The 21,306-nt window shown below is 38.3% G+C and carries 18 protein-coding genes and 2 tRNA genes; 12 read left to right on the forward strand and 8 right to left on the reverse strand.

From position 1 onward, the window contains the following. The first annotated feature begins 64 nt into the window (after positions 1 to 64). Complete coding sequence (locus GQR93_RS06485) at positions 65 to 1,321, forward strand: ISL3 family transposase (protein ID WP_003555416.1); 1,257 nt, start codon at positions 65 to 67, stop codon at positions 1,319 to 1,321. Positions 1,322 to 1,576: 255 nt separating this feature from the next. Here the strand turns inward: GQR93_RS06485 and GQR93_RS06490 are convergent, their stop codons facing one another. After that, the gene (locus GQR93_RS06490) at positions 1,577 to 2,053 is read right to left on the reverse strand and encodes a hypothetical protein (RefSeq protein ID WP_225430278.1); all 477 of its coding nucleotides are present in this window, start codon (positions 2,051 to 2,053) and stop codon (positions 1,577 to 1,579) included. A gap of 412 nt (positions 2,054 to 2,465) precedes the next feature. Here GQR93_RS06490 and GQR93_RS06495 point away from each other — a divergent pair, with 412 nt between their 5' ends. Next, a complete protein-coding gene (locus GQR93_RS06495) occupies positions 2,466 to 2,768 on the forward strand; it encodes a DUF3784 domain-containing protein (RefSeq protein WP_225430279.1) in 303 nt (100 codons plus the stop codon). Between the two features lie 166 nt (positions 2,769 to 2,934). On the opposite strand, the gene GQR93_RS06500 is transcribed toward GQR93_RS06495, so the two are convergent. From GQR93_RS06500 to GQR93_RS06510, 3 genes are all read right to left on the reverse strand, one after another. Continuing rightward, positions 2,935 to 3,624, reverse strand: coding sequence for a M23 family metallopeptidase (locus GQR93_RS06500; protein ID WP_003553538.1), 690 nt, complete (start codon positions 3,622 to 3,624; stop codon positions 2,935 to 2,937). A 382-nt stretch (positions 3,625 to 4,006) separates the two neighbouring features. Further along, positions 4,007 to 4,258: a DUF3781 domain-containing protein gene (locus tag GQR93_RS06505; RefSeq protein WP_003553540.1), complete on the reverse strand. Its 252-nt coding sequence runs from the start codon at positions 4,256 to 4,258 to the stop codon at positions 4,007 to 4,009. A 764-nt stretch (positions 4,259 to 5,022) separates the two neighbouring features. Beyond that, positions 5,023 to 5,095 (reverse strand) — tRNA-Gln (locus GQR93_RS06510). A gap of 131 nt (positions 5,096 to 5,226) precedes the next feature. On the opposite strand from GQR93_RS06510, the gene GQR93_RS06515 reads away from it, so the two are divergent. Beyond that, positions 5,227 to 5,300, forward strand: a tRNA-Glu gene (locus GQR93_RS06515). Between the two features lie 203 nt (positions 5,301 to 5,503). Here GQR93_RS06515 and GQR93_RS06520 read toward each other — a convergent pair. Both GQR93_RS06520 and GQR93_RS06525 read right to left on the reverse strand, forming a co-directional pair. Continuing rightward, positions 5,504 to 6,880, reverse strand: coding sequence for a reprolysin-like metallopeptidase (locus tag GQR93_RS06520; RefSeq protein ID WP_003553542.1), 1,377 nt, complete (start codon positions 6,878 to 6,880; stop codon positions 5,504 to 5,506). A gap of 1,041 nt (positions 6,881 to 7,921) precedes the next feature. Then, on the reverse strand, positions 7,922 to 8,251 hold the full coding sequence (locus GQR93_RS06525) for a hypothetical protein (RefSeq protein WP_035444732.1): 330 nt from the start codon (positions 8,249 to 8,251) through the stop codon (positions 7,922 to 7,924). 291 nt (positions 8,252 to 8,542) lie between these two features. Between GQR93_RS06525 and GQR93_RS06530 the strand changes: the two genes are divergently transcribed. Genes GQR93_RS06530 through GQR93_RS06540 form a run of 3 tightly spaced genes read left to right on the forward strand, consistent with a single transcriptional unit; the run spans position 8,543 to position 13,144 of the window. After that, a complete protein-coding gene (locus tag GQR93_RS06530) occupies positions 8,543 to 10,288 on the forward strand; it encodes an ABC transporter ATP-binding protein (RefSeq protein ID WP_159298829.1) in 1,746 nt (581 codons plus the stop codon). Next, complete coding sequence (locus tag GQR93_RS06535; RefSeq protein WP_225430280.1) at positions 10,269 to 12,110, forward strand: ABC transporter ATP-binding protein; 1,842 nt, start codon at positions 10,269 to 10,271, stop codon at positions 12,108 to 12,110. The genes GQR93_RS06530 and GQR93_RS06535 overlap by 20 nt, the downstream gene beginning before the upstream one ends. A 26-nt stretch (positions 12,111 to 12,136) precedes the next feature. Further along, positions 12,137 to 13,144, forward strand: coding sequence for a serine hydrolase domain-containing protein (locus GQR93_RS06540; RefSeq protein ID WP_003553552.1), 1,008 nt, complete (start codon positions 12,137 to 12,139; stop codon positions 13,142 to 13,144). Between the two features lie 102 nt (positions 13,145 to 13,246). Here GQR93_RS06540 and GQR93_RS06545 read toward each other — a convergent pair whose 3' ends face one another. Continuing rightward, entirely contained in the window at positions 13,247 to 13,951 is a 705-nt protein-coding gene (locus GQR93_RS06545; protein WP_003553555.1) for a type 1 glutamine amidotransferase, read from the reverse strand. Then, a complete protein-coding gene (locus GQR93_RS06550; protein WP_035444734.1) occupies positions 13,951 to 15,297 on the reverse strand; it encodes a Mur ligase family protein in 1,347 nt (448 codons plus the stop codon). The genes GQR93_RS06545 and GQR93_RS06550 overlap by 1 nt, the downstream gene beginning before the upstream one ends. 179 nt (positions 15,298 to 15,476) lie before the next feature. On the opposite strand from GQR93_RS06550, the gene GQR93_RS06555 reads away from it, so the two are divergent. The 6 genes from GQR93_RS06555 to upp all read left to right on the forward strand — a co-directional run bounded on the left by GQR93_RS06555 (position 15,477) and on the right by upp (position 21,152). Continuing rightward, entirely contained in the window at positions 15,477 to 16,049 is a 573-nt protein-coding gene (locus GQR93_RS06555; protein ID WP_187117455.1) for a thymidine kinase, read from the forward strand. Positions 16,050 to 16,067: 18 nt separating this feature from the next. After that, positions 16,068 to 17,141 carry a peptide chain release factor 1 gene (gene prfA / locus GQR93_RS06560; RefSeq protein ID WP_003553560.1) on the forward strand — a complete coding sequence of 358 codons (1,074 nt, stop codon included), beginning with the start codon at positions 16,068 to 16,070 and terminating at the stop codon, positions 17,139 to 17,141. Between the two features lie 4 nt (positions 17,142 to 17,145). Further along, a complete protein-coding gene (gene prmC / locus GQR93_RS06565) occupies positions 17,146 to 18,012 on the forward strand; it encodes a peptide chain release factor N(5)-glutamine methyltransferase (protein WP_003553562.1) in 867 nt (288 codons plus the stop codon). Between the two features lie 5 nt (positions 18,013 to 18,017). Next, positions 18,018 to 19,040 carry an L-threonylcarbamoyladenylate synthase gene (locus tag GQR93_RS06570; protein ID WP_003553564.1) on the forward strand — a complete coding sequence of 341 codons (1,023 nt, stop codon included), beginning with the start codon at positions 18,018 to 18,020 and terminating at the stop codon, positions 19,038 to 19,040. A 30-nt stretch (positions 19,041 to 19,070) separates the two neighbouring features. After that, positions 19,071 to 20,318, forward strand: a complete 1,248-nt coding sequence (gene glyA / locus GQR93_RS06575) for a serine hydroxymethyltransferase (protein WP_003553566.1) — start codon at positions 19,071 to 19,073, stop codon at positions 20,316 to 20,318. A gap of 204 nt (positions 20,319 to 20,522) precedes the next feature. Beyond that, positions 20,523 to 21,152, forward strand: a complete 630-nt coding sequence (gene upp, locus GQR93_RS06580; protein WP_003553568.1) for a uracil phosphoribosyltransferase — start codon at positions 20,523 to 20,525, stop codon at positions 21,150 to 21,152. Positions 21,153 to 21,306: the final 154 nt, after the last annotated feature.

The following is a 21,306-nucleotide window of genomic DNA, read 5'->3' on the forward strand; positions in this document are numbered from 1 at the left end:
TATAAATAGGGCATCGCCCTACTATTGAATTAGCCAATAATTCAGATAGAAAGAAGTAAAAACGATGTCCCAAGACAAGCTTATCTTAAATTTAGTTGGTTTAAAAGACCCCCACATTCACTTCGAGGCTGATGCTAAAACCCAAACCGGGCTATATCACGGTCATCCGGCATTATTTATCAATGCTAAATTGCTTAAAAAGATTTCACAGTGTCCAAATTGCGGGTTTGCTGATTGCCTTGTAAAAGACGGTCATAAGACCGTTAATTTAAAATTATCCCCACAGAGATTCCACTTATTAATTCTCCGGTTAGCTAAGCAACGGTTTCTTTGTAAACACTGTGGTTCAATCATTACTTCGCAAACGGATGCTGTTAAGCCTAACTGCCAAATTTCCAAGAACGTTTGGCAATCAGTGGTGATGGACTTTCATGATAATATGGCAGCGACACTGATTGCTAAACAAAACGGGGTTTCTGCCAGTACCGTCAATCGAGCATATCCGCAAGCAGCGCAAATGATCAGTAATCGGTTTGTTCGCTTACCGAAACATCTCAGTTTTGATGAGTTTACCTCTTCGCACCAAAATCGGCGCATGCGGTTTATCTTTCAAGATGCCGATCATCATAATCGAGTCGTTATTCTGTATGGCCGCCGTAAGGCGTTCCTCAGGAGCTACTTCATGCAGTACTCACACAAAGAACGAGCTCGCGTTAAAACCATTTCTGTCGATCTAAACGCTGGCTACGTTCACCTAATCCCAGAGCTTTTCCCTAAAGCCAAAATTATAATTGACCGCTTCCACATCATTCAAATGACTCAAAGGTCCCTAAATGAGGTACGTTTGTCAGTCGCGAAAAAGCAACCTCATTCCTCGCGTGAATATCGGATGATTAAGAAATATTGGCGTTTATTCGACAAGCCCTTTGATAAGCTGGAAGCTAAACGACTCTATTATCGGACACCGTTAAAACGAGAGATGACTAGTCAACGAATTGTGACAGATGCCGTTGCCCTTAGCCCTAAATTTACCAGTGTTTACTTGGTTTATCAGGATATTTTAACGGCTGTTCAAAGACATGACCAGGATTTACTTGCCAAGACGATCTGTGACTATCGAAAACTCAATTGTTCAATGGATACCACTATTCGTAGCCTAAAACAAAACTTAAAAGCAGTTACCAATTCCTTGAAATATGCTTACTCCAATGGACCTCTTGAGGGAGTTAACCGCAAAATTAAAGCTATTGGTAGAACTGCTTACGGTTATCGGAATTTTGACCATTATCGAACTAGGATTCAAATGGAATTATTTGCTTAATTCAATTAATGCAAAAGAAAAAGCAAATCCTTTCGGATTTGCTATATAAGCTGATATCAACCTCAGTTGACAAAGAGCCTATTTTTAATGAATAGGCATTTAGTTGACGGGCTCATTTTTTAAATAAAAAAATAACACATCCCACGCCTACGACAAGTTTGGGATGTGTTATCTATAAAAAATGGAGTAAATCTACTGAGTGGGTAGATTCACAATTAGCATTATAAAGCAATCGGTTGGACGACGCAATCATCATCACTGGTTACTAGTGGCTTGCTGATTTTGTTTAACGATTTTGAAATTTGGCTTTCGCGTATAATGGCGGAACCCTTTATAGAAATAAAGATTTTTCTTATCAGGCGCTTTTACTTTGTAGGATAGGCGTTGGCCGTCAAATTGAACGGAGGCACCCTTTGGTGAGTATTGAATACCGGTTATGAGATAAATGTGATGATGAAGCGCCTTATATTTAATATGTTTTAATCCGTATCCCGGTAATTTATAGTAGCCGAGGTTATTATCGGACTGTTTAAACAGCTCGCCTGAACTCATTGTTTTGGTATAGGTGATAAATGCCTTTTGCTCTCCAGATCCGTTGTAGTACCAGTTTCCTCTGATAACTTTTGGGGTACCGGTATGCCAAGTAGCTGCGTCGGCATTGGCACTTTTCGTTAATGCAAAAATAAATAAGCAGATAATCATAAAGGGCAAAATTAATTTTCGAACTTTCATTAAATAACCTCCGGTAATAAAAAATCCCATTATGGTTTTTGGGATAGTGATTGTTTAGTTGCATTATAATCATATTCAAGATTGTATTAAAAAACTTCAGTAAAACAATTGTACCATTTTTTTTAATTATAGGAAACTTCATCAAAATGACTATTAAACGCGCCTTAAATTTAGTCTTTTAATGATTTGGCATGGCGAAGCCTGTCAAAAATTAATTGATCATTAAGGAGTAGATGGATGCTGTAAGCATCGGAAATAGTAAACAGGCTATCTAGTTACTATCATACGAAGATCATTGGTCTAGCTTAGTTAACCGAGTAGATTTGCAAGATGACTTTATGCTTTTATGATATCATTTAATTATAAGGTAATGGTTTAATAATTTATTAAAGCAATGATGGGAGAGATAGCCATGCTTTCATGGAGTATGTTATGGGCCTTGTTACCACTTGTGGTAGGCTTTTTGTTTAGACGTGGTCATTTACTTTTCTTAATAGCTGGAAATAATGCAGCAAGAAAACCCTATAGCAAAGAATCCTTATTAGCCGGAAGGTATGTCGGCTTATTTATGTATGCGGGCGCCATTTTGATCATCTTAGTATTCATTCCTAACATACCGGATGGCTTTTATTATGTATTTGCAGTATTATTTATTGCTTTATTGATCAGCATCATCATTTATTTAAACAAACGTATTAACAAAATGCAAAAGTAATGATTTCCAGAGCATAATCAAAAAGATGTTACTTAAAAAGTCCCGTAAAATAGTGTATAAAGCACTGATTTGACGGGATTTTTATTTCAAAAATAAGCTAGTTTAGAGATTCTATTATTGTCCAACCCTCAAAAAATTAAACAAATGAATAAAGGAAGGGCGGGTGTTATTGATTCTTATTAAATCTAATCCTGTCTTTTTCGGAAGGTATCTGACTATAAACAGTTTTCCAAGTATCATTTTGATAGATTTGATACTTTTCGAAAAAACACGGGATTCCGTTAGCATTTTTTAAATCACTGCTGTCCATGACTTGAAAGTGTAGGTGAGGGGATGTGGAATTTCCTGAATGACCAACTTTGCCTAAAAAAGAACCCTTTGGTATTTTTTCATTTAATGAAACAGCAATAGAGTCTGTTTGTAAGTGAACAAAAGCCATGTATACATTTTCTGAGCACTTTATAATAATAAAATTGCCAGCAATTATACTAAAATCATCTGTCTCTTCATTAAAAGTAAGGGATTTCTTTATGCCGATAATGGACTCTCGTAACCAATGAACATGTTTTCTTTCAGGAATACCATCAATTTTCGCAACAATCTCACCATCACATGGTGCATAAATATCCCTTCCATAACAGTAACATTTCTTAAGGGGCACCCCTAAGATTAAAAATCTGAAAGTACTTGCATCATAAAACTTATTCATATTGTTTTGATCAACCTGCAAAAAATCAAAAGCATATTTTAAGCCCATGCGATTAGTACCATGGCTCGGAATACGTTTAGCAGGAGTGGTGGGAGCGACCCATTCGCCCCTTAATGGAAACTCAATAGTAACAGCATTTTTCTTCATAATTTACCCCACCTTTAAAAAATACTGAGATAGTTATTTTGGAATCGAAATCAATAGAATAATTGTTATATTAATTTTAACATGATTATAGGCTAAGATAAAAGGTTGATCCCCAACTTCTTATCTAGTGACCTCAGTTAAAGAGATTATCTTCAAATCATTCTTTGCTAATCTATTTTAGCAACAGAATATCACGTAAAATAAGACTTGATATTTTTTATGATTCAAGTCTGATTATGTATATTGATTTTTTTAGTCGCTGTATTTTCTGATAGTTGGTTTAATCATTTATTGTAGATTCGTTGCTTGTTATAGAAGCTGGTCTAATAGCTTAGAAGACAATGGCTAGCTTACTTTTAATTTTGAAATAACTTTATTGATTTTAAAAAGTTAATTTATCCGCTGTGATCACTCGAAAGTTATTTGCATTGATAGTAATTCTAATGTTAGATGTATAATCGTATATGTAATAATTTTTTCCCTTATGGTCTAATTTATCAGCCTCTAACACGGTTTTCTTTACTAGATTTTCGATATCGTTATTCGAATAATTTATACCTAGTTTTTTATTAATCCTTTTGTATACAAGGTCGGTATAGCAAACCCTTTGTAATATGTTCTTTTTCGATGTCAATAATACTGTCCTCTCAATTTTGGTAATAACAACGTTAAATTAGTAGCCGGATTTTTAACCTTTTTGGGGTGTATATTCTATCTAAAAAGGTATTCCTAAATAAGGAGTGTAGATCAATTCACGACTATTGTATAAATTCTATCTTAAAAAGATATAAGTGGTTAGCAGTGGTTGTATGTAACTTGCTGTGAGTCAGCATTAAGAAGAATTAAAATTTCGTGATTTCAGTATTTTCAATATTAAAAGTATCGGATCTTTTAGTATGGGTTTGGTGTGACTTTTGAGCTAATTAGTGTCCCTGTAATTTTAAAATATACATAAAAAATAAATTTAGAAGTACAATAATTAGATATGCCGTGCCTATCTTAATTCCAAATAAATTGTAAAATGAAATACTTCCAACTCCATAAACGAAGATTTCTAACATAAATAAATTTGTTAAAACCAGTTAAGGCATGAAATGACTTGGGCGCACCATAACGTGCCCACAACGTCATAACTCTTATACTTATCACGAAAAATATTATCTTGGAAGTGAGTGCCTTTTTTAAGCACATTTGATTAAACTGCTTATTTAAAAAGATGTAGCCCAATTAGCGACTAGCACATAGATTTTGTAATAAAAAGATATATGGCTACCAGTGGTTATTAAAATGGTTACCATTAGCTACGTGTAAATCGTTTTGAATTAATATTAAAAAATAAAAGGCCTGCTATTTCAGTGCTTTCAGCATTAAAAATAACAGACCTTTTAGTATTATAGATTGGGTATACTGGGCTCGAACCAGTAAATTACGGATTCAGAGTCCGCTGCCTTACCAATTTGGCGAATACCCAATGAACAAATATCACAGTTAATAATATTATCGATTTTTTACTGATTTGTCAACCGATTTTTTGATTTTTAACTTCTCTGTTGACAAATTAACTAGATTTAGATACACTATTATTTGTGAGTTTGAGAGCATTGCCCGCTGGTCAAACTGGTTTAAGACGTCGCCCTCTCAAGGCGGAGTTACGGGTTCGAGCCCCGTGCGGGTGATAAATTGAAATAATCAATGAATCTAAGAGGTCGCCAAATGCTGCTTATCAGTATTGGTGATCTCTTTCTTTTTGGGACCCACTAGGTTGGTCATTGCATTGCCCGCCGTTTAACTAAATATGCTTTTAAATTAAGCAATGTAAAAAACAACAGTCCACCTTCAATTTTGAATGTGGCTGTTGTTTTTGAGGCTGTCTAGTTGTTTACCAATACCCCAGTATCTCTGCTAGTTTGGCCCGATCAACATCTCTTGATGTCAGGGTAGCAGAAGTATACGCCATTGCATCTGAAGGATCCTTTGCCTGAGTCCAAGCATACTTGACAGGACTTGGGGTTGCGTCTTGTTCATCGCTTGATGATGCGAACATGACGTCACTTTGGTAAGGAGTATGATATAAGCCAAGCCCATGACCAAGTTCATGCATAATAACGGTTGTCCAGTAATTGGTTGTTGAAGCTTGAGAAATAGCAGGCTGTTCCTGTACATAAGCATCTTTAACTGCTTGGCGCAGTGCAGACACTTGGGAGTCATAATTTTGACGAATTGCTTTGTCTTGGTTTTCATAATTCGTCGCTAAATCACTTATTTGCTTTTGGATGGTTGATTTGGTTGAAGCGCTGGAGGAATTGTTATACTTGCTTTCCAGTGTTAAATATTGTAGTTGATAATTAATTCTTAATTTGTTAAGTAGGGTATTGGTTAAGTCCAATAAGCTGGAAGCTTGATTTGAAATGTCAGTTAGTTTTGCTTCCAACGTCGATGAAGTTGCTAGATTATTATTTGCATAATTTGGATTTGTAAAATTTTTCGAGTTAATTTCAATGATATGACCACTGAAAAGACCATCCCATTTTTCTGTTGAAGCATCGGTAAGTTTAACGGTCAGTGTATGGTTGGACGAACTTCCGATCGAAAAAACATTTTTGCCCAAAGCAGCATTCCAACGTTCGATAGCTGTGTTAACGTATGAATTTAACCGATTATCTGCAACGTAAATTTTAGCGTGATTGTCTTTAAAAACACCAGATGACGCAAACTGTGCCAGATTGTACTGTTGGCTTAGTGTCGTCTTATATTTTGAATAAACGTCAGTTTCAAATCCAAGGATGGTTAAGTTTGGATCAAGATCCGGTGCTGCGTTGATATACGACATCAGTTGAGATTGCGAGGACACGGTTGCCCCAATAACTGAATTAGAAGAATTGATTTTACTGGGAATTCTTTTCAAATAGTTTCGCCAAACCCACCCGGAGGCTTTCTTTCCAGAATTACTTTTGACGTAATAGTAAATCCGATACTGATTATTAACTTTTAATTTTTGATGGTAATAAGCGGTGAAGGTTTTGTGACTATAATTTGAAAGTTTAAAAACTTTTTTACCCAATTTGGCCGAGTAAGCATACCCATTCTTGGCTTTAGATTGATTAATCGTGTAAAAGGAGCGTGTCATCTTTTGACGCCAGACGACTTTTACAGACGATTTTGCCTGAGCATTTGGTTGGTTATTCATTAGGAATCCCGCAGAAAAAGCGAATGCCGTGAGTAACACACCTGGGAAAAATTTCTTACTTACCTTCATTTTCAGATTGCCTCCAAAGTAGTTGGTTTTATTGTCTTAACCAATCAACGGAATAGGTGATTGGCTTGTTAAATAATAACAAAAAAATCTCGAAGTACAAACAATTGTACACGCAGTAATTATAACGCGAGATAGTTAAGGATGCTAAAGAATGCAAGTCGTTAATCATTTACCTGCTTCATAGTAGTGGTTGCTAATCGTTTTTAAATCTGACACATCCAGTTGTTTAGGATTTATTTTTCTAATTGTAGACTGGCGATAAGATGCTTTTAACAACATTTTTGCTTTTCCGTGATTAGTTGTGAAAGCTAATTTAAAGGTCTGATTTTTTTGATAGTCGGAATTCTTAATCGTTTTGAGTAAATCGACGGTGGTGAGTTTGAAAGAATCAATCGTATCTTTGTCATTACGGATGATGTTTAAATAATTACCCCGAGTTGAAATCGAAAAGGATGTTTAAATAACAAAGTAGTTGATTTCAATTTACTTCTTACCCGAAGCGTCGTGTTTTTATAATGGCCGTTGGAAGGCTGCTGAGAGGAAGAGGCGGTTTGCTTTTTAACGCCCCTTTGGATAACGCCTTTTCCTTTTGGAGAGTTAAAAAAGAGTGTTCCAAAAATCACACCAGCAATAAGGAAACGAGCGCATATCTACCATAAGGGTATTTTTTCAGCTTTTTGGCGATCTTGCTATAAGCAAATAGTGCCAAAAAATCACCATGGTATATGACGATAGTTTTGTAATAACATCAAGCAACTGACTAATCAAGCTGAATTCTCCTTACAAAATTTGATATGAAACAAGTTAACGATGCATTAACTTTTATTGTATAGGAGACGCTTGTTATTTGCTAGATGCAAAGTAACATCTCGAGGTTAAATAAAGGCCGACTCAATACAAAAAACGTGTCGAGTCGGTCTTTATTTCTTGAAGCAGCTCCATCAAGGCTACAATCGAAATTGAAATTGTGCAAACCTACAAAAATAATCATGAACCAGGTATTGACTTGATCTGATTTTATTTTTAGCTGTTTCAACGTTATTATTCAAATGATAGATCAATTAAATATTTATTTCTGTTTGCCAGATGAGATGTTGTAATCCACAAGTCGTGATAACTGCTATCTTTTACGGCAGTTTTATCATGGAAATAATCGAGTAGATCACTGTTCATGGACACGAAGTCGGGAGCCATACGGTTTACTTCCAAACGCTGGGTTGGAAAATAGATTTCTGGATTTCCCAATTTTACATCATCATCTAAATACATTTCAACAACATTGTCATATTTATCAGGGCGAATGGTTGCCTTGGCAGGATGCGCCTTAATGTATGATAAAACGTGGTAAATTGTATCGGAATTGCTTGCCAACAGCCAAATCCTCCAATCATTAAAAACTCTCACTCAAGAACAATTATACCAAAAAAATGGTGACTGGATTGACAAAGGTGACTTATCTAAAAAGCAAGCGCATTCATGTCGAACAAATACAACGCTTAATTGCTTCAAATTACAGTTAACTTAGGGCTATAATTGATTGAATGAGTTATTATTTTTTTAGAAAACATGCCTAGTGGGGGACACCATGCAAAAAGAAATAAAAGTTAATTTTATACTTTTCCAGGAGTTCTACGAGGAGTGTGAAAGCAATTGTTAAAGTTAATGAAGAGTAGAGTTTCCTATCTTGCTGTTTTTGGGGCAGTTGTTTTTTTGCTGCTTCAAGTTTCGAGTGACCTTTATTTGCCGACCGTAACCTCAAACGTGATTGATAAGGGGATTGCTCAAAATAACATTGGCTATATTTGGAGTGAGGGCTTCAAAATGCTTTTCGTTTCATTCTGTGGTGTTTTGGCAGCAGGCGGGAATATCTTTTTTGCCGCTACACAATCAATGAAAATGGGTCAACACATCAGAGATGATATGTTTCAAAAGATCACCAGGTTTTCTCAAGAGGACATGGATCATTTTGGTGCGGCTTCATTGGACACAAGAACGACAAATGATGTTGTTCAAATTCAAAATGTCATGGTACAGATTCTGCGGATGATGCTAATGGCACCGCTGATGCTGCTTGGTGCATCAGTCATGTCATATGTGAAGAGTCCCGATCTAACCACGATTTTTATCATCTGTTTGCCATTGGTTGCTCTGATAGTCGGAGGATTGATGTATTATGTCGTTCCTCTCTTTAAAACGATGCAAAAGAAAAAGGATCGCATTAATTTAATCTTTGGCGAAGCGTTGGGCGGTGTCCGTACGATTCGTTCTTTTAACCGTGATGATTATGAAAATCAGCGCTTTGATGCCGCTAATAAAGACTTTGCAAAAACTGGTATTAAGGCCTTTACAATTGTGTCATTTATTATTCCAATCATTACGATCATCTTCAGCTTTATTAATGTAGCAATCGTTTGGTTCGGTGCCGACATGATTTCCAATCGGACGTTGGCGGTTGGAAACCTGGTTGCTTTTATGACATATTCCGGTCAAATCCTCTTTAGTTTTATGATGCTTTCAATGATTTTTGTCTTTTTGCCAAGAGCATCGGCATCAGCTGCCAGAATTATCGAAGTTTTGGAAGTGAAAGATACGATTACAGATCCCGATACGCCACAACCGCTTAGTCATCATGAAGCTGAACCGTCGTTAGAATTTGACAACGTTTATTTTCGGTATTCATCTGCTGAACAACAAACGTTACAAAATGTCAGTTTTAAAGTTCATGGTGGTCAAACATTAGCTATTATTGGTGGTACCGGATCGGGGAAATCAACGCTGATCAATCTGATTCCAAGGCTCATTGAACCTGAGAAAGGAATGGTCAAGGTCAATGGGTTTGAAATTGATAAACTAACACAACATGATTTGCATTCACTCATTTCGATTAATCAGCAAAAAGCGGTTCTCTTCTCTGGAACGGTTCGTGAAAACATGTTATATGGGAAGCAGGATGCAACTGATGATGACATCTGGCACGCTCTGGAAGTGGCACAGGCGACTGAATTCATTACACAAGATAATGGCGGCCTTGATGCCCACGTTGATCAGAATGGTGATAACTATTCGGGTGGTCAAAAACAACGTCTTGCAATTGCCCGGACAATTTTAAAACCGGCGGATATTTATATCTTTGATGATTCATTTTCTGCTTTGGATTTTGAAACAGATGCAAAATTACGGATGGCACTAAGAACGGACAAGCAGATTCAAAGGGCCATTACAGTTATTGTGGCACAGCGGATCTCTACAGTCGCGGATGCAGACCTAATTCTGATTTTGGATAATTGTCAAGTTGTCGGAGAGGGATCCCACAAACAATTAGCGGCTTCGAATTCGGTTTATCAAGACATCTTGAGATCTCAAATTGGAGAGCAGGGGGGAATTAACAATGCGAACACCACCAGTTAGAGGACCCGTCACCAAGCCACACGACTTTTGGCATACGACCAGACGGCTGATCAGCTATACAAGACGGTGGATTCCAGGGATTGTTTTAGCAATTCTAATGGCAATTGGCGGCGTCATTATGGACATTGTTTCTCCGAAGGTTCTTGGAAGTGCAACGACGGTTGTTTTTGATGGTGTTATTGCCGGTATGCGAAAAGTAAATGCTGGTATGACCGTTCGTTCATTTCCAATCGATTTTAAAAAGATTGTGTCAATCTTAATGATCGTAGTCTTTCTCTATGTCTTATCCGGTATTTTTCAACTTGTTCAGCAGGTTGTGATGACTCGAATTTCTCAAAGCATTGTTTATCAAATGAGAAAGGATCTCAAAGCTAAAATTACCAGACTGCCTGTATCATTTTACGATGGGCATTCAAAGGGTGATATCCTTTCAAGAGCTGTTAATGATATGGATAATATTAATACAATGCTTCAATCCAGTTTGACACAATTAATTACCAGTTTCTTTATGTTCTTTGGCGTTTTGTTTATGATGTTGACCATTTCATGGAAGTTGACGCTTGTGGCTTTGCTGACTTTGCCGCTCAGCATACTGGTCGTGAGCTTCTTTGCGCCAAAATCACAAACCTTTTTCAGAGCGCAGCAACATGAATTGGGCGTTTTAAATGGCCAAGTAGAAGAGTCGTATAATGGGCACAACGTCATTAAGACATTTAATCGGGAAGAGGATGCGATTAAAGAATTTAAAGAAAAAAATGGTCGTTACTTTCAAGCCTCGTGGAAGGCACAGTTTGTTTCAAGTTTCATGTTTCCGATGATGAACCTGATTAAAAATTTGGATTACGTCTTTGTTGCGGTTATCGGTGGTATTCAAGTCACACAAGGGGCAGTGACGCTAGGAAATGTTCAAGCATTTTTGCAGTATACAAATATGTTTTCACAGCCCATTACCCGCTTAGCAAACCTGACCAATACGATTCAATCAACAATCGCGTCGGCAGAACGGATTTTTGAGATCTTTGACGAACCTGAAATGGATTTTGAACCAGGACATTTTCCGATTGTTAAAAGTGATAAGAACGAAGTGACTTTTGATAAGGTCGATTTCTCATATGTTCCTGATCAATCCTTGATTCAAAACTTTAATTTGAACGTCGTTCCTGGACAAAAGATTGCTATCGTAGGACCAACCGGTGCTGGAAAAAGTACGATTATTAATCTCTTGGAACGTTTTTACGAGGTCAACGATGGGTCAATTCGGATGAAAGGTGAAGATATTCGAAACAAGCCACGTTCCGAAATTAGAAAACGCATGGCAATGGTTCTTCAGGAGTCTTGGCTTTTTAACGGTACGATTTTTGATAATATTAAATATGGCCGATTTTCAGCAACAAAAGATGAAGTCATTGAAGCTGCAAAGGCCGCGCACGCAGACTTATTTATTCGGGAATTGCCGGATGGCTATGATACCATTTTAAATGAGGATGCGACAAACATTTCCCAAGGTCAACGACAATTACTCACCATTGCGCGTGTTTTCTTAGCCGATCCGGAAATTATTATTTTAGATGAAGCAACATCTTCAGTGGACACCCGAACCGAGAAGCTCATCCAAGCAGCAATGGACAAACTGGCTGAACAGCGGACAAGTTTTGTGGTTGCACACAGGCTTTCAACAATTAAAAATGCTGATAAAATAGTGGTAATGAATCAAGGCCAAATTGTTGAAACCGGCAATCATGAACAATTAATGGCTAAAAATGGCTTCTATGCAAACCTGTACAATGCTCAATTCATCGGGAATACATTATTGAGTCATTAATTTTAGAGAGAAAAGGGTATTGATAAATGAAATATGCCGATACTATTAAAGAAATGCACCAATTTGTAGACAATAATGTTGTGCCTGGCGTTACTTATGGCATTATTGATCAGTCAGCCATTATGAGCGATTATTTTGGCGATCAGGAATTGGTACCTCAAAAGCTGTCACTTAAACCTCAGGAATTTTATGATTTGGCATCATTAACTAAAGTGATCGGAACGACGAATCTAATTTTAAAACTGTTGGCGGCCAATCAATTATCTCTGGATGATTCGATCAGCCAATATTTACCAGAGTGGCAGTCGCCACAGGTTACAATTCGGCATCTTCTGACTCATACTTCTGATATTGTTGGTTATATTCCGAATCGAAATAGCTTACCTAAGGATCAACTCATTCCTGCATTATTAAGTTTAAAAAGTGGTCCGGATCTTGGAAAGGTCGTTCATTATCAGGATTATAATTTTATTTTTCTTGGCTGGATCGCCTCACAGATTCTCGGTAAGCCTGTCCAACAACTCATCTCTGAAGATGTATTAAAACCTTTGGAAATGACCAACGCCACTTTTCATCCTAAGCATATTGAAGATGTTGTGCCCACAGCTGAATTACCTAACGGTGGGCTCCTAAGAGGAACGGTCCATGATCCTAAAACCAGAATTTTAGGAGCCGATTGTGGAGCAGCAGGCTTATTTTCACCGCTTCAGGATCTGCTTCACTTTTCTAGGTGGCTTCTGGGTCAAATCTCATACCCGGATTTTTTGCCGAATGAGTGGCTCGATCAATTATTCGTTGATCAAACGCCAGGCCATTTAAAAAATCGTTCTTTTGGGTGGATCTTAAGAAGTTATCAAAACCATCCCTATATTTTGCATACGGGTTACACAGGGACACTAGTCGTGATTGATCGGATTTCCCAACAGGCACTGGTCTTTTTAACGAATCGAGTTCATCCTGATGCTTCAAATAAACAATTTTTGCCGTATCGAAGCAATTTAATTCGAACCTTCATAAGGGAAGCCAATCAATAGAAAGAAAATTGCAGATTCTAAAAGAAATCCGACTAAATCTGATGATTAAATCAGTATTTAGCCGGGTTTCTTTTGATTGTGCTAGTTTGATTTACTTAATGATTAGAAGGTACTGCCGACCTTTACCTGTTCGGCTTGCCCCAAATTTGCGTCTGGATATTTACGCTTTAAGGCATTTATCAAGACGTGTTTGGCGATATCGTTATTTCTAGCTAAAATTGGACCGTGAAAATAGGTGCAGTAAACGTTTTTGTAAATGGCGCCTTCTGTTTTATCTTGGCCGTTGTTTCCATGACCCTCCAAAACTTTTCCAAGAGGTCGTTCACTTTTGCCAAGGAACGTAATCCCCTGATGGTTTTCAAAGCCGTGGTACTTCTCACCGGTTTCTTCATTTTCGATAACGACATTACCAATGAAGCGATGATCTTTTTGCTTATCAGTATAGTGATCCAATGCGCCGATACCCATCAATTTTTCACCGTTGGCACCAATATAGTAATGGCCTAATAGTTGGTAACCACCACAAATTGCGACGACGGAACCACCATCTTCAATGAAGTCTGTCAGATCTTTTTTCTTAGATTGAATATCCTTTGAAATGATTGATTGTTCAAAATCCTGCCCGCCGCCAAAGACGACAATGTCAAATTTATCAGCATCAAATTTTTGATCCAAGCTGATAACTTCGGAGGTTAACTGAACGCCCATTTTGTTTGCTAAATATTTTAAAACAAGGATATTGCCAAGATCCCCATAGGTATTCATTAAGTCACCATAAAGATGACAGACATTTAGTGAATAAGCCATTAGCCCATTCCTCCTTCAATAAATCCTTTAGTTGCAAATGTTTTTCTTAAACTTAACATTGCAGTGTAAGTTGCTAATATATAAACCTTCCTGGTTGGTGCATTCGGAATCATTTCAACGACTTTATCCAAATCCGGTTCGACAAGATGCTTACTGGGATCGACACCGGCAACCTGAAGGCGATAGGTGATATCTTTATAACGCTGTCCGCCCGTAATGTATTGTTTGATGTTCATCTTTGGCAGACGTTCAAAATCACCATCCCAGATCCAGCTGGTATCAATTCCGTCAGCGTAGTTGGCATTTAACAAACCAATAAAGGTAAATGGATCCTTATCAGTTGAAATCATATCGATGACCTGGTTTAAGCCAACCGGGTTTTTGACTAAAATAAGTGTGACCAATTTACCGTCAACGTTGATTTCTTCCTGTCGGCCGAAAATCCGTTTGTCTTTTTCAAATGCTTGTTTGGCCTGTGCGGGGCTCACACCCATGAACCGGCCAACGGTGTATGCAGCTAATGCATTATAAATGTTGTAGACGCCGCCTATGTCAATTTTAATGGGTTCACCATCAATTTCAAAGCTGGACGACTTGGGAGTTAATTCGGTAATTTTATTAAGGGCAAAATTGAGTTTGGGACGCTGATAACCACAATTTGGACAGAAATACTTACCCAGATTTGAATAACTAATAAACCGGTAATGCAGAATGTGCTGGCATTGGGGACATAAAACCCCATCCGTGTTTGGAGTTGCTTTAATATCTCCCTGCTCTTGATTATCAAATCCGTAATAAATAATTGGATTGGGTAGTTGTTTGGAATGAAAAATTGGTGCGTCGCCATTTGCAATAATGGTTGCATTGGGTGCTAAAGCAACACCGTTGAGAATCTTTTGATAGGTTGTATAGATTTCACCATAGCGATCCATTTGGTCCCGGAAGATATTTGTAAAAACGAATGCTTTTGGCTTGATATATTGTGTGACCTTAATAACGTTTGCTTCATCAACTTCCAGAATTGCCAAAGGGCGTTTTCCCTTGGGCCTGGAGGCGTGTAGAAAAGTTGTGATGATCCCTTGCTCCATATTGGAACCGGTAGGGTTTGTTAAGATGTTTTCATATTTTTCTTTTAGTACCTGAACGGTTAAAGCGGTTGTCAATGTCTTACCATTGGTACCGGTAATTACGATGACATCATAATTTCGTCCAAGCGTTGCTAAAATATCCGGGTCGAGCTTTTTTGTGATTTTCCCGGGCAACGAACTTCCACCCTTAAGAAAGGTATGAAGGAACCAGTAAGATGATTTACCAGCTGCCGTTGCAATTGAACTTTTTAAAGACATAAACTTTTGCTCCTTTTGATGAAGTCTTTCGAACTCTATAAACAAACTCTTAGTTTATCATATAGATGTTAAATCGGGTTAAAATATGTAGGATGTGGTCAATTTTTAAGGTTCATATCGATATTCGGTCAAATTTCTGTATAATAGAGAAGAAGCTTTCAAGGAAAAAGGTGGAAAAATTGGCTCAACTCTTTTATCGCTACGGCACAATGAATAGTGGCAAAACCATTGAGATTATTAAGGTTGCTCATAACTATGAGGAGCAAAACAAAAGTGTTATTATTATGACTAGTGCGCTTGATACCCGTGAAAAACAGGGAATGATCGAGTCGAGAATCGGATTGGAAAGAAAGGCAATTCCCATATATGATGAAACAAATGTATTTAAAAAGGTCTTTGAGATTGACCCACATGCAAGCTGTGTTTTAGTTGATGAAGCTCAGTTTTTAAAGAAAAAGCACGTTTTCGAATTGGCTCAAATTGTGGATGAACTGCATATCCCGGTAATTGCATTCGGTCTCAAGAACGACTTTCAAAACCATTTGTTTGAAGGATCCGAATATTTATTGTTATACGCAGATAAAATAGAAGAAATGAAGACGATTTGCTGGTTCTGTGGAAAAAAAGCAACAATGAACCTGCGCTTGCACAATGGAAAACCCGTTTATGAGGGTGAACAGATTAAAATGGGTGGGAACGAATCCTATTATCCAGTTTGTCGCAGACATTATTACAATCCACCGATTAAGTAACAAAGCGAGGAATTATTAATGGACGAAATATTTGATAAATTACAGGCAGTTGTTGACCGTTACGATGAATTAAATGAGTTAATCAGTGATCCGGAAGTGATTGCAGATACCCAGAGATTCATGAAGCTTTCAAAAGAAGAGGGCGAGTTGCGGGATACGGTTGCAGCTTATAATAAGTATAAAGAAGTTTCAAAACAACTTGATGATGATGAAGAAATGTTACGTGAAAAAATTGATGATGCCGATTTGGAATCAATGGTCAAGGATGAAATTTCAGATTTTAAGGATCAAAAAGCCAAGCTGGAAGATCAGCTTAAAGTGATGCTTTTGCCAAAAGATCCCAATGATGAAAAAAATATTATTATGGAAATTCATGGTGCTGCCGGAGGAGACGAAGGAAGCTTATTTGCGGCTGATTTGTTCAGTATGTATTCTAAATATGCCGAACGACAAGGCTGGAAAGTCGAAGTCATTGATAAAAGTGAAACTGAAGTGGGTGGCTTTAAAGAAATTGTGTTGATGATTACCGGTGATAAGGTTTACTCAAAGCTGAAGTATGAAAATGGCGCACACCGTGTTCAGAGGGTACCCGTGACTGAATCCGCCGGTCGAGTTCATACGTCGACCGCAACGGTTGGCGTGATGCCCGAGGAAGAGGATGTTGATATTGATATCGATCCTAAAGATATCCGGGTAGATGTTTATCGTTCGTCCGGTGCCGGTGGACAGCATATCAACAAAACATCGTCTGCTGTTCGAATGACGCATTTACCAACCGGAATTGTTGTTGCCATGCAAGATGAACGATCACAACAGCAAAACCGGGCAAAAGCCATGAAAATCTTGAAGGCCAGAGTGTACGACTATTATGCGCAGCAAGAACAGGATCAGTACAACGCTGAACGGAAGTCCGCAATTGGGACAGGAGACCGTTCGGAACGTATCCGAACTTATAATTACCCGCAAAATCGGGTGACCGATCATCGAATCGGGTTGACGTTAAACAAATTGGATAAAATTATGAATGGCGAACTTGATGATATCGTTGATGCATTAATTTTGTCTGACCAGGCTAAGAAACTTGAGAATTGAACTCATGAATAGTCCAGAAAAGCCAACTTATTTTGAAGCCCGGAGATGGGCTTCTTTTCGTATTCAGAATTTTTCACAGATTGATATGTATGATATCGATTTTTTGATTCAAAAACGGTTTGGTTTTTCAACGACAGACATGCTGATTCATTATCATGACAGAATGTCATCCGGACAATGGCTGCAGTTTCAAAATGATGTCAAAAGGCTGATTTCCGGCGAACCCGTTCAATATATTGTTGGCCAGGCAGATTTTTATGGACTGACTTTAAATGTTGATTCAAATGTTCTGATTCCCCGAGTAGAGACCGAGGAATTAGTTGATTGGATTTTGGATCAAACCACTGTTTATACAAACCGCCCTTTAAAGGTGCTGGATATTGGTACGGGAAGCGGCGCGATTGCAATTGCGTTAAAAGCCAATCGACCGGAGTGGCAGGTGAATGCCAGTGACATTTCAGATTCGGCTTTGAAAGTTGCGCAACAGAATGCTCAGTTACATCACGTGGCAATCAATTTTATTTTAAGCGATATATTTGCCCATATTAATGAAGCATTTGATTTGATTGTGTCTAATCCACCATATATTTCCGCCTCGGAAGTGGGTGACATGGATAGCAGTGTTAAGAATAATGAACCCAAGATTGCTTTGTTTGCAGCAGATGATGGCCTTGCCATTTATAAATCATTAGCCAAGGGTGTTGATGCTCATTTGAACGCGGGTGGGCAGTTATTTGTTGAAATCGGGTTTCATCAGGAAGCTTCTGTCCGAAAAATATTTCAAGAAGCGCTTCCTAACGCCATTGTTACGGCTAAACACGATGTTTCCGGCCATCAACGGATGGTTCAATTAAGAAAGAATGGAGAATAATTGTGATGAAAACGTTAATCTTAAAAAAAGACCAGATTGAACAAGCAGCAAATTTTATTAAGGAGGGGGAGCTGGTTTCTTTTCCGACTGAAACAGTTTATGGGCTTGGAGCGGATGCAACCAATGAAACTGCCGTTAAAAAGGTTTATGCAGCCAAGGGACGTCCAAGTGATAATCCTTTGATCGTGACTGTGTCGTCAGTTGAAATGGTAACAAAATATGTTGATCACATTAGTGACGATGCCCAGAAGCTAATTAAAGCATTTTGGCCGGGATCGTTAACAATGATTTTTAAGCTCAAGCCAAATGTTTTATCAAAGGCTGTAACAGGTGGTCTTAACACTGCAGCTTTCCGATTTCCCCAAAATCAGTTAACACTCGATTTAATTACAAAAGCGGGTGTTCCGATTGTTGGCCCTTCTGCCAACACATCGGGGAAGCCAAGCCCAACAACTGCCCAACATGTCTACCATGATTTAAATGGTAAAATTGCAGCAATCCTAGATGATGGTCCAACCACCGTTGGCGTCGAATCCACCGTTTTGGATATGTCTGTTAAAACACCGTCTATTCTTCGTCCGGGTGCTGTTACCAAAGATGATATTGAGGCTGTTATCCATCAAAACGTGATTGACGAATTGCATCACGTTGGCACCGATCAGACACCCAAGGCACCGGGGATGAAATATAAACATTATGCGCCAAATGCTCAAGTCTATATTGTCGATCCTGAAGACAGTTGGCTTGATGTGGCTAAATGGATTGAAAGCCATCCGCAACCAGTTGGGGTGATGGCTTTTGATAACGTGATTTCATCAATTGATTGGCCAATGAATGCTCAAATCGTGACCTTAGGCAGCAATTCCCGAACGGCAAGTCGTGATTTGTTTGCAGACCTTCGGGAATTCGACAACCATCCTGAAATAAAAATAATTTTTACTCAAGGCCTTAAGCCATCTGGGATTGCCGAGGCTTATATGAATCGACTTAATAAATCGGCTGGGCAAATGCATTTCAAGCAGTTATAATCAACATATACCAAATAAAAAATTAATGAGGTGTTGCAGTTGAATTACGATTACAAGCAACAGGATCCCGAACTATGGGATGCAATTGCGAATGAGGAAAACCGTCAGGAGCATAATATTGAATTGATCGCTTCTGAGAACATTGTTTCGAATGCTGTTCGGGCTGCTCAAGGATCCGTTTTGACTAACAAGTATGCCGAAGGCTATCCTGGACGCCGTTATTATGGTGGTTGTGAATTTATTGATGTTGTTGAACAGCTTGCCATTGATCGTGCCAAAGAATTATTTGGTGCGGAATACGCTAATGTTCAACCGCATTCAGGTTCACAAGCTAATCAGGCAGTTTATGCTGCCCTGCTAAAACCCGGAGATAAAATATTGGGAATGGGACTTGATGCCGGTGGTCATTTAAGCCATGGTGCCAAAGTTAGCTTTTCTGGCAAGCTATATGATTCATATTCATATGGCCTTGATCCCAAAACACAATTAATTGATTACGATCAAGTTGCAAAGATTGCAGAAGATGTGCAACCCAAATTAATTATTGCCGGTGCTTCGGCTTACAGTAGAATTATTGATTGGGATAAATTCCGTGAAATTGCTGATTCTGTTGGTGCATACTTAATGGTTGATATGGCTCATATTGCAGGCTTGGTTGCTGCCGGACTTCATCCTAATCCAGTTCCTGTCGCTGATGTCGTGACAACAACAACACATAAAACACTTAGGGGCCCTCGTGGTGGACTGATTCTGGCTAAACAAAAGTATGCCAAAAAGCTCAACTCGGCTGTATTTCCTGGCAGTCAGGGTGGCCCATTGGAGCACGTGATTGCGGGAAAAGCGGCTGCTTTCTACGAAGACCTCCAACCATCATTTAAAGATTATGCTGCTCGAATTATCAAAAATGCTCAAGCAATGGCAGCCGTTTTTGAAGCTTCTGATAACGTGTCGGTTCTCACTGGTGGCACTGATAACCATTTAATGACATTGAATTTAACCGAATGTGAGTTAAACGGAAAAGATCTTCAAAATATTTTGGACTCGGTTCACATTACGACTAACAAAGAATCAATTCCAAATGACCCGTTGCCACCTTCGAAAACAAGTGGGCTTCGTTTGGGTACACCTGCAATTACAACTCGTGGATTTGATGAAGACGATGCCCGCCAGGTTGCGACACTCATTCTCCAAGTTATTGAAGATCCAGAAAATGATGCTAATCTCAAAGATGTCGCCGCCAAAGTTGAACAACTAACCGAAAAGCATCCACTTGATTAACAAAGCATTGTTTGTTTAATCAGATTGCCGAGTAAAGTATTCAGCTGTTAGTATCGGCTATTAGCAACTAACCGGATTTTAGGTCTATTTAAAACCACAAACTGCTTTAAGTTCGAAACTAATTAATGTTTCGAACTTTTTTTATGAAATTGCTTCTCGTATATGTGATACAATTGTCTAGAAATAAAAAAAGGAGTGGGAATAATGGGTAAGTTTCAAGTCATGGATCATCCGTTAATTCAGCATAAATTAACAATTATCAGGGATAAAAACTGTGGGACCAAAGAATTTCGGGAAATTGTTAATGAAATTGCTAATTTAATGGCGTTTGAAGTTACTCGCGATATGCCTTTGGAAGACGTTGACGTTCAAACCCCAGAAGGTATTGCACATGCAAAACAAATTTCTGGAAAAAAGGTTGCCATTGTGCCGATCCTACGTGCTGGTATCGGGATGGTAGACGGTATTTTGGATTTGATTCCAGCAGCCAAAGTAGGTCACATTGGGATGTATCGTGATGAAAAGACTTTGGAGCCACATGAGTATTTTGTAAAATTGCCGTCTGACATTGATCAACGGCAAATTTTTGTGGTTGATCCAATGTTGGCAACTGGTGGTTCGTCAATTATGGCCATCGATGCATTAAAAAAACGCGGTGCTTCAAATATTAAGTTTGTGTGTTTGGTTGCTGCACCCGAGGGTGTTAAAGCGCTTCAGGAAGCTCATCCTGATGTAGATATTTATACAGCCGCATTAGATCAAAAATTAAATGACAAAGGTTACATTGTTCCTGGATTGGGTGATGCAGGCGACAGACTCTTTGGAACAAAGTAATTGAAGATTGATTGCAACTAACTTGCTGCAATCTTTTTTCATACTATTGTTAAGTTATTGAAAACCAACAATAAAAAGCCTTTACGACTTTACTAGCAGTCAGTTTGCTGTAAAGCAACGATTGGCAATATTTTGGCCCTTTCATTTTGTTTTC

The organism is Lentilactobacillus hilgardii (genome assembly GCF_009832765.1).
GTDB lineage: Bacteria > Bacillota > Bacilli > Lactobacillales > Lactobacillaceae > Lentilactobacillus > Lentilactobacillus hilgardii.

What these genes read in the sequence shown, in the direction of transcription:
- GQR93_RS06485 (WP_003555416.1), top strand. Translation starts at nt 65, where the DNA reads ATGTCCCAAGACAAGCTTATCTTAAATTTAGTTGGTTTAAAAGACCCC.
- GQR93_RS06490 (WP_225430278.1), bottom strand. Translation starts at nt 2,053, where the DNA reads ATGAAAGTTCGAAAATTAATTTTGCCCTTTATGATTATCTGCTTATTT.
- GQR93_RS06495 (WP_225430279.1), top strand. Translation starts at nt 2,466, where the DNA reads ATGCTTTCATGGAGTATGTTATGGGCCTTGTTACCACTTGTGGTAGGC.
- GQR93_RS06500 (WP_003553538.1), bottom strand. Translation starts at nt 3,624, where the DNA reads ATGAAGAAAAATGCTGTTACTATTGAGTTTCCATTAAGGGGCGAATGG.
- GQR93_RS06520 (WP_003553542.1), bottom strand. Translation starts at nt 6,880, where the DNA reads ATGAAGGTAAGTAAGAAATTTTTCCCAGGTGTGTTACTCACGGCATTC.
- GQR93_RS06530 (WP_159298829.1), top strand. Translation starts at nt 8,543, where the DNA reads ATGAAGAGTAGAGTTTCCTATCTTGCTGTTTTTGGGGCAGTTGTTTTT.
- GQR93_RS06535 (WP_225430280.1), top strand. Translation starts at nt 10,269, where the DNA reads ATGCGAACACCACCAGTTAGAGGACCCGTCACCAAGCCACACGACTTT.
- GQR93_RS06540 (WP_003553552.1), top strand. Translation starts at nt 12,137, where the DNA reads ATGAAATATGCCGATACTATTAAAGAAATGCACCAATTTGTAGACAAT.
- GQR93_RS06545 (WP_003553555.1), bottom strand. Translation starts at nt 13,951, where the DNA reads ATGGCTTATTCACTAAATGTCTGTCATCTTTATGGTGACTTAATGAAT.
- GQR93_RS06550 (WP_035444734.1), bottom strand. Translation starts at nt 15,297, where the DNA reads ATGTCTTTAAAAAGTTCAATTGCAACGGCAGCTGGTAAATCATCTTAC.
- prfA (WP_003553560.1), top strand. Translation starts at nt 16,068, where the DNA reads ATGGACGAAATATTTGATAAATTACAGGCAGTTGTTGACCGTTACGAT.
- prmC (WP_003553562.1), top strand. Translation starts at nt 17,146, where the DNA reads ATGAATAGTCCAGAAAAGCCAACTTATTTTGAAGCCCGGAGATGGGCT.
- GQR93_RS06570 (WP_003553564.1), top strand. Translation starts at nt 18,018, where the DNA reads ATGAAAACGTTAATCTTAAAAAAAGACCAGATTGAACAAGCAGCAAAT.
- upp (WP_003553568.1), top strand. Translation starts at nt 20,523, where the DNA reads ATGGGTAAGTTTCAAGTCATGGATCATCCGTTAATTCAGCATAAATTA.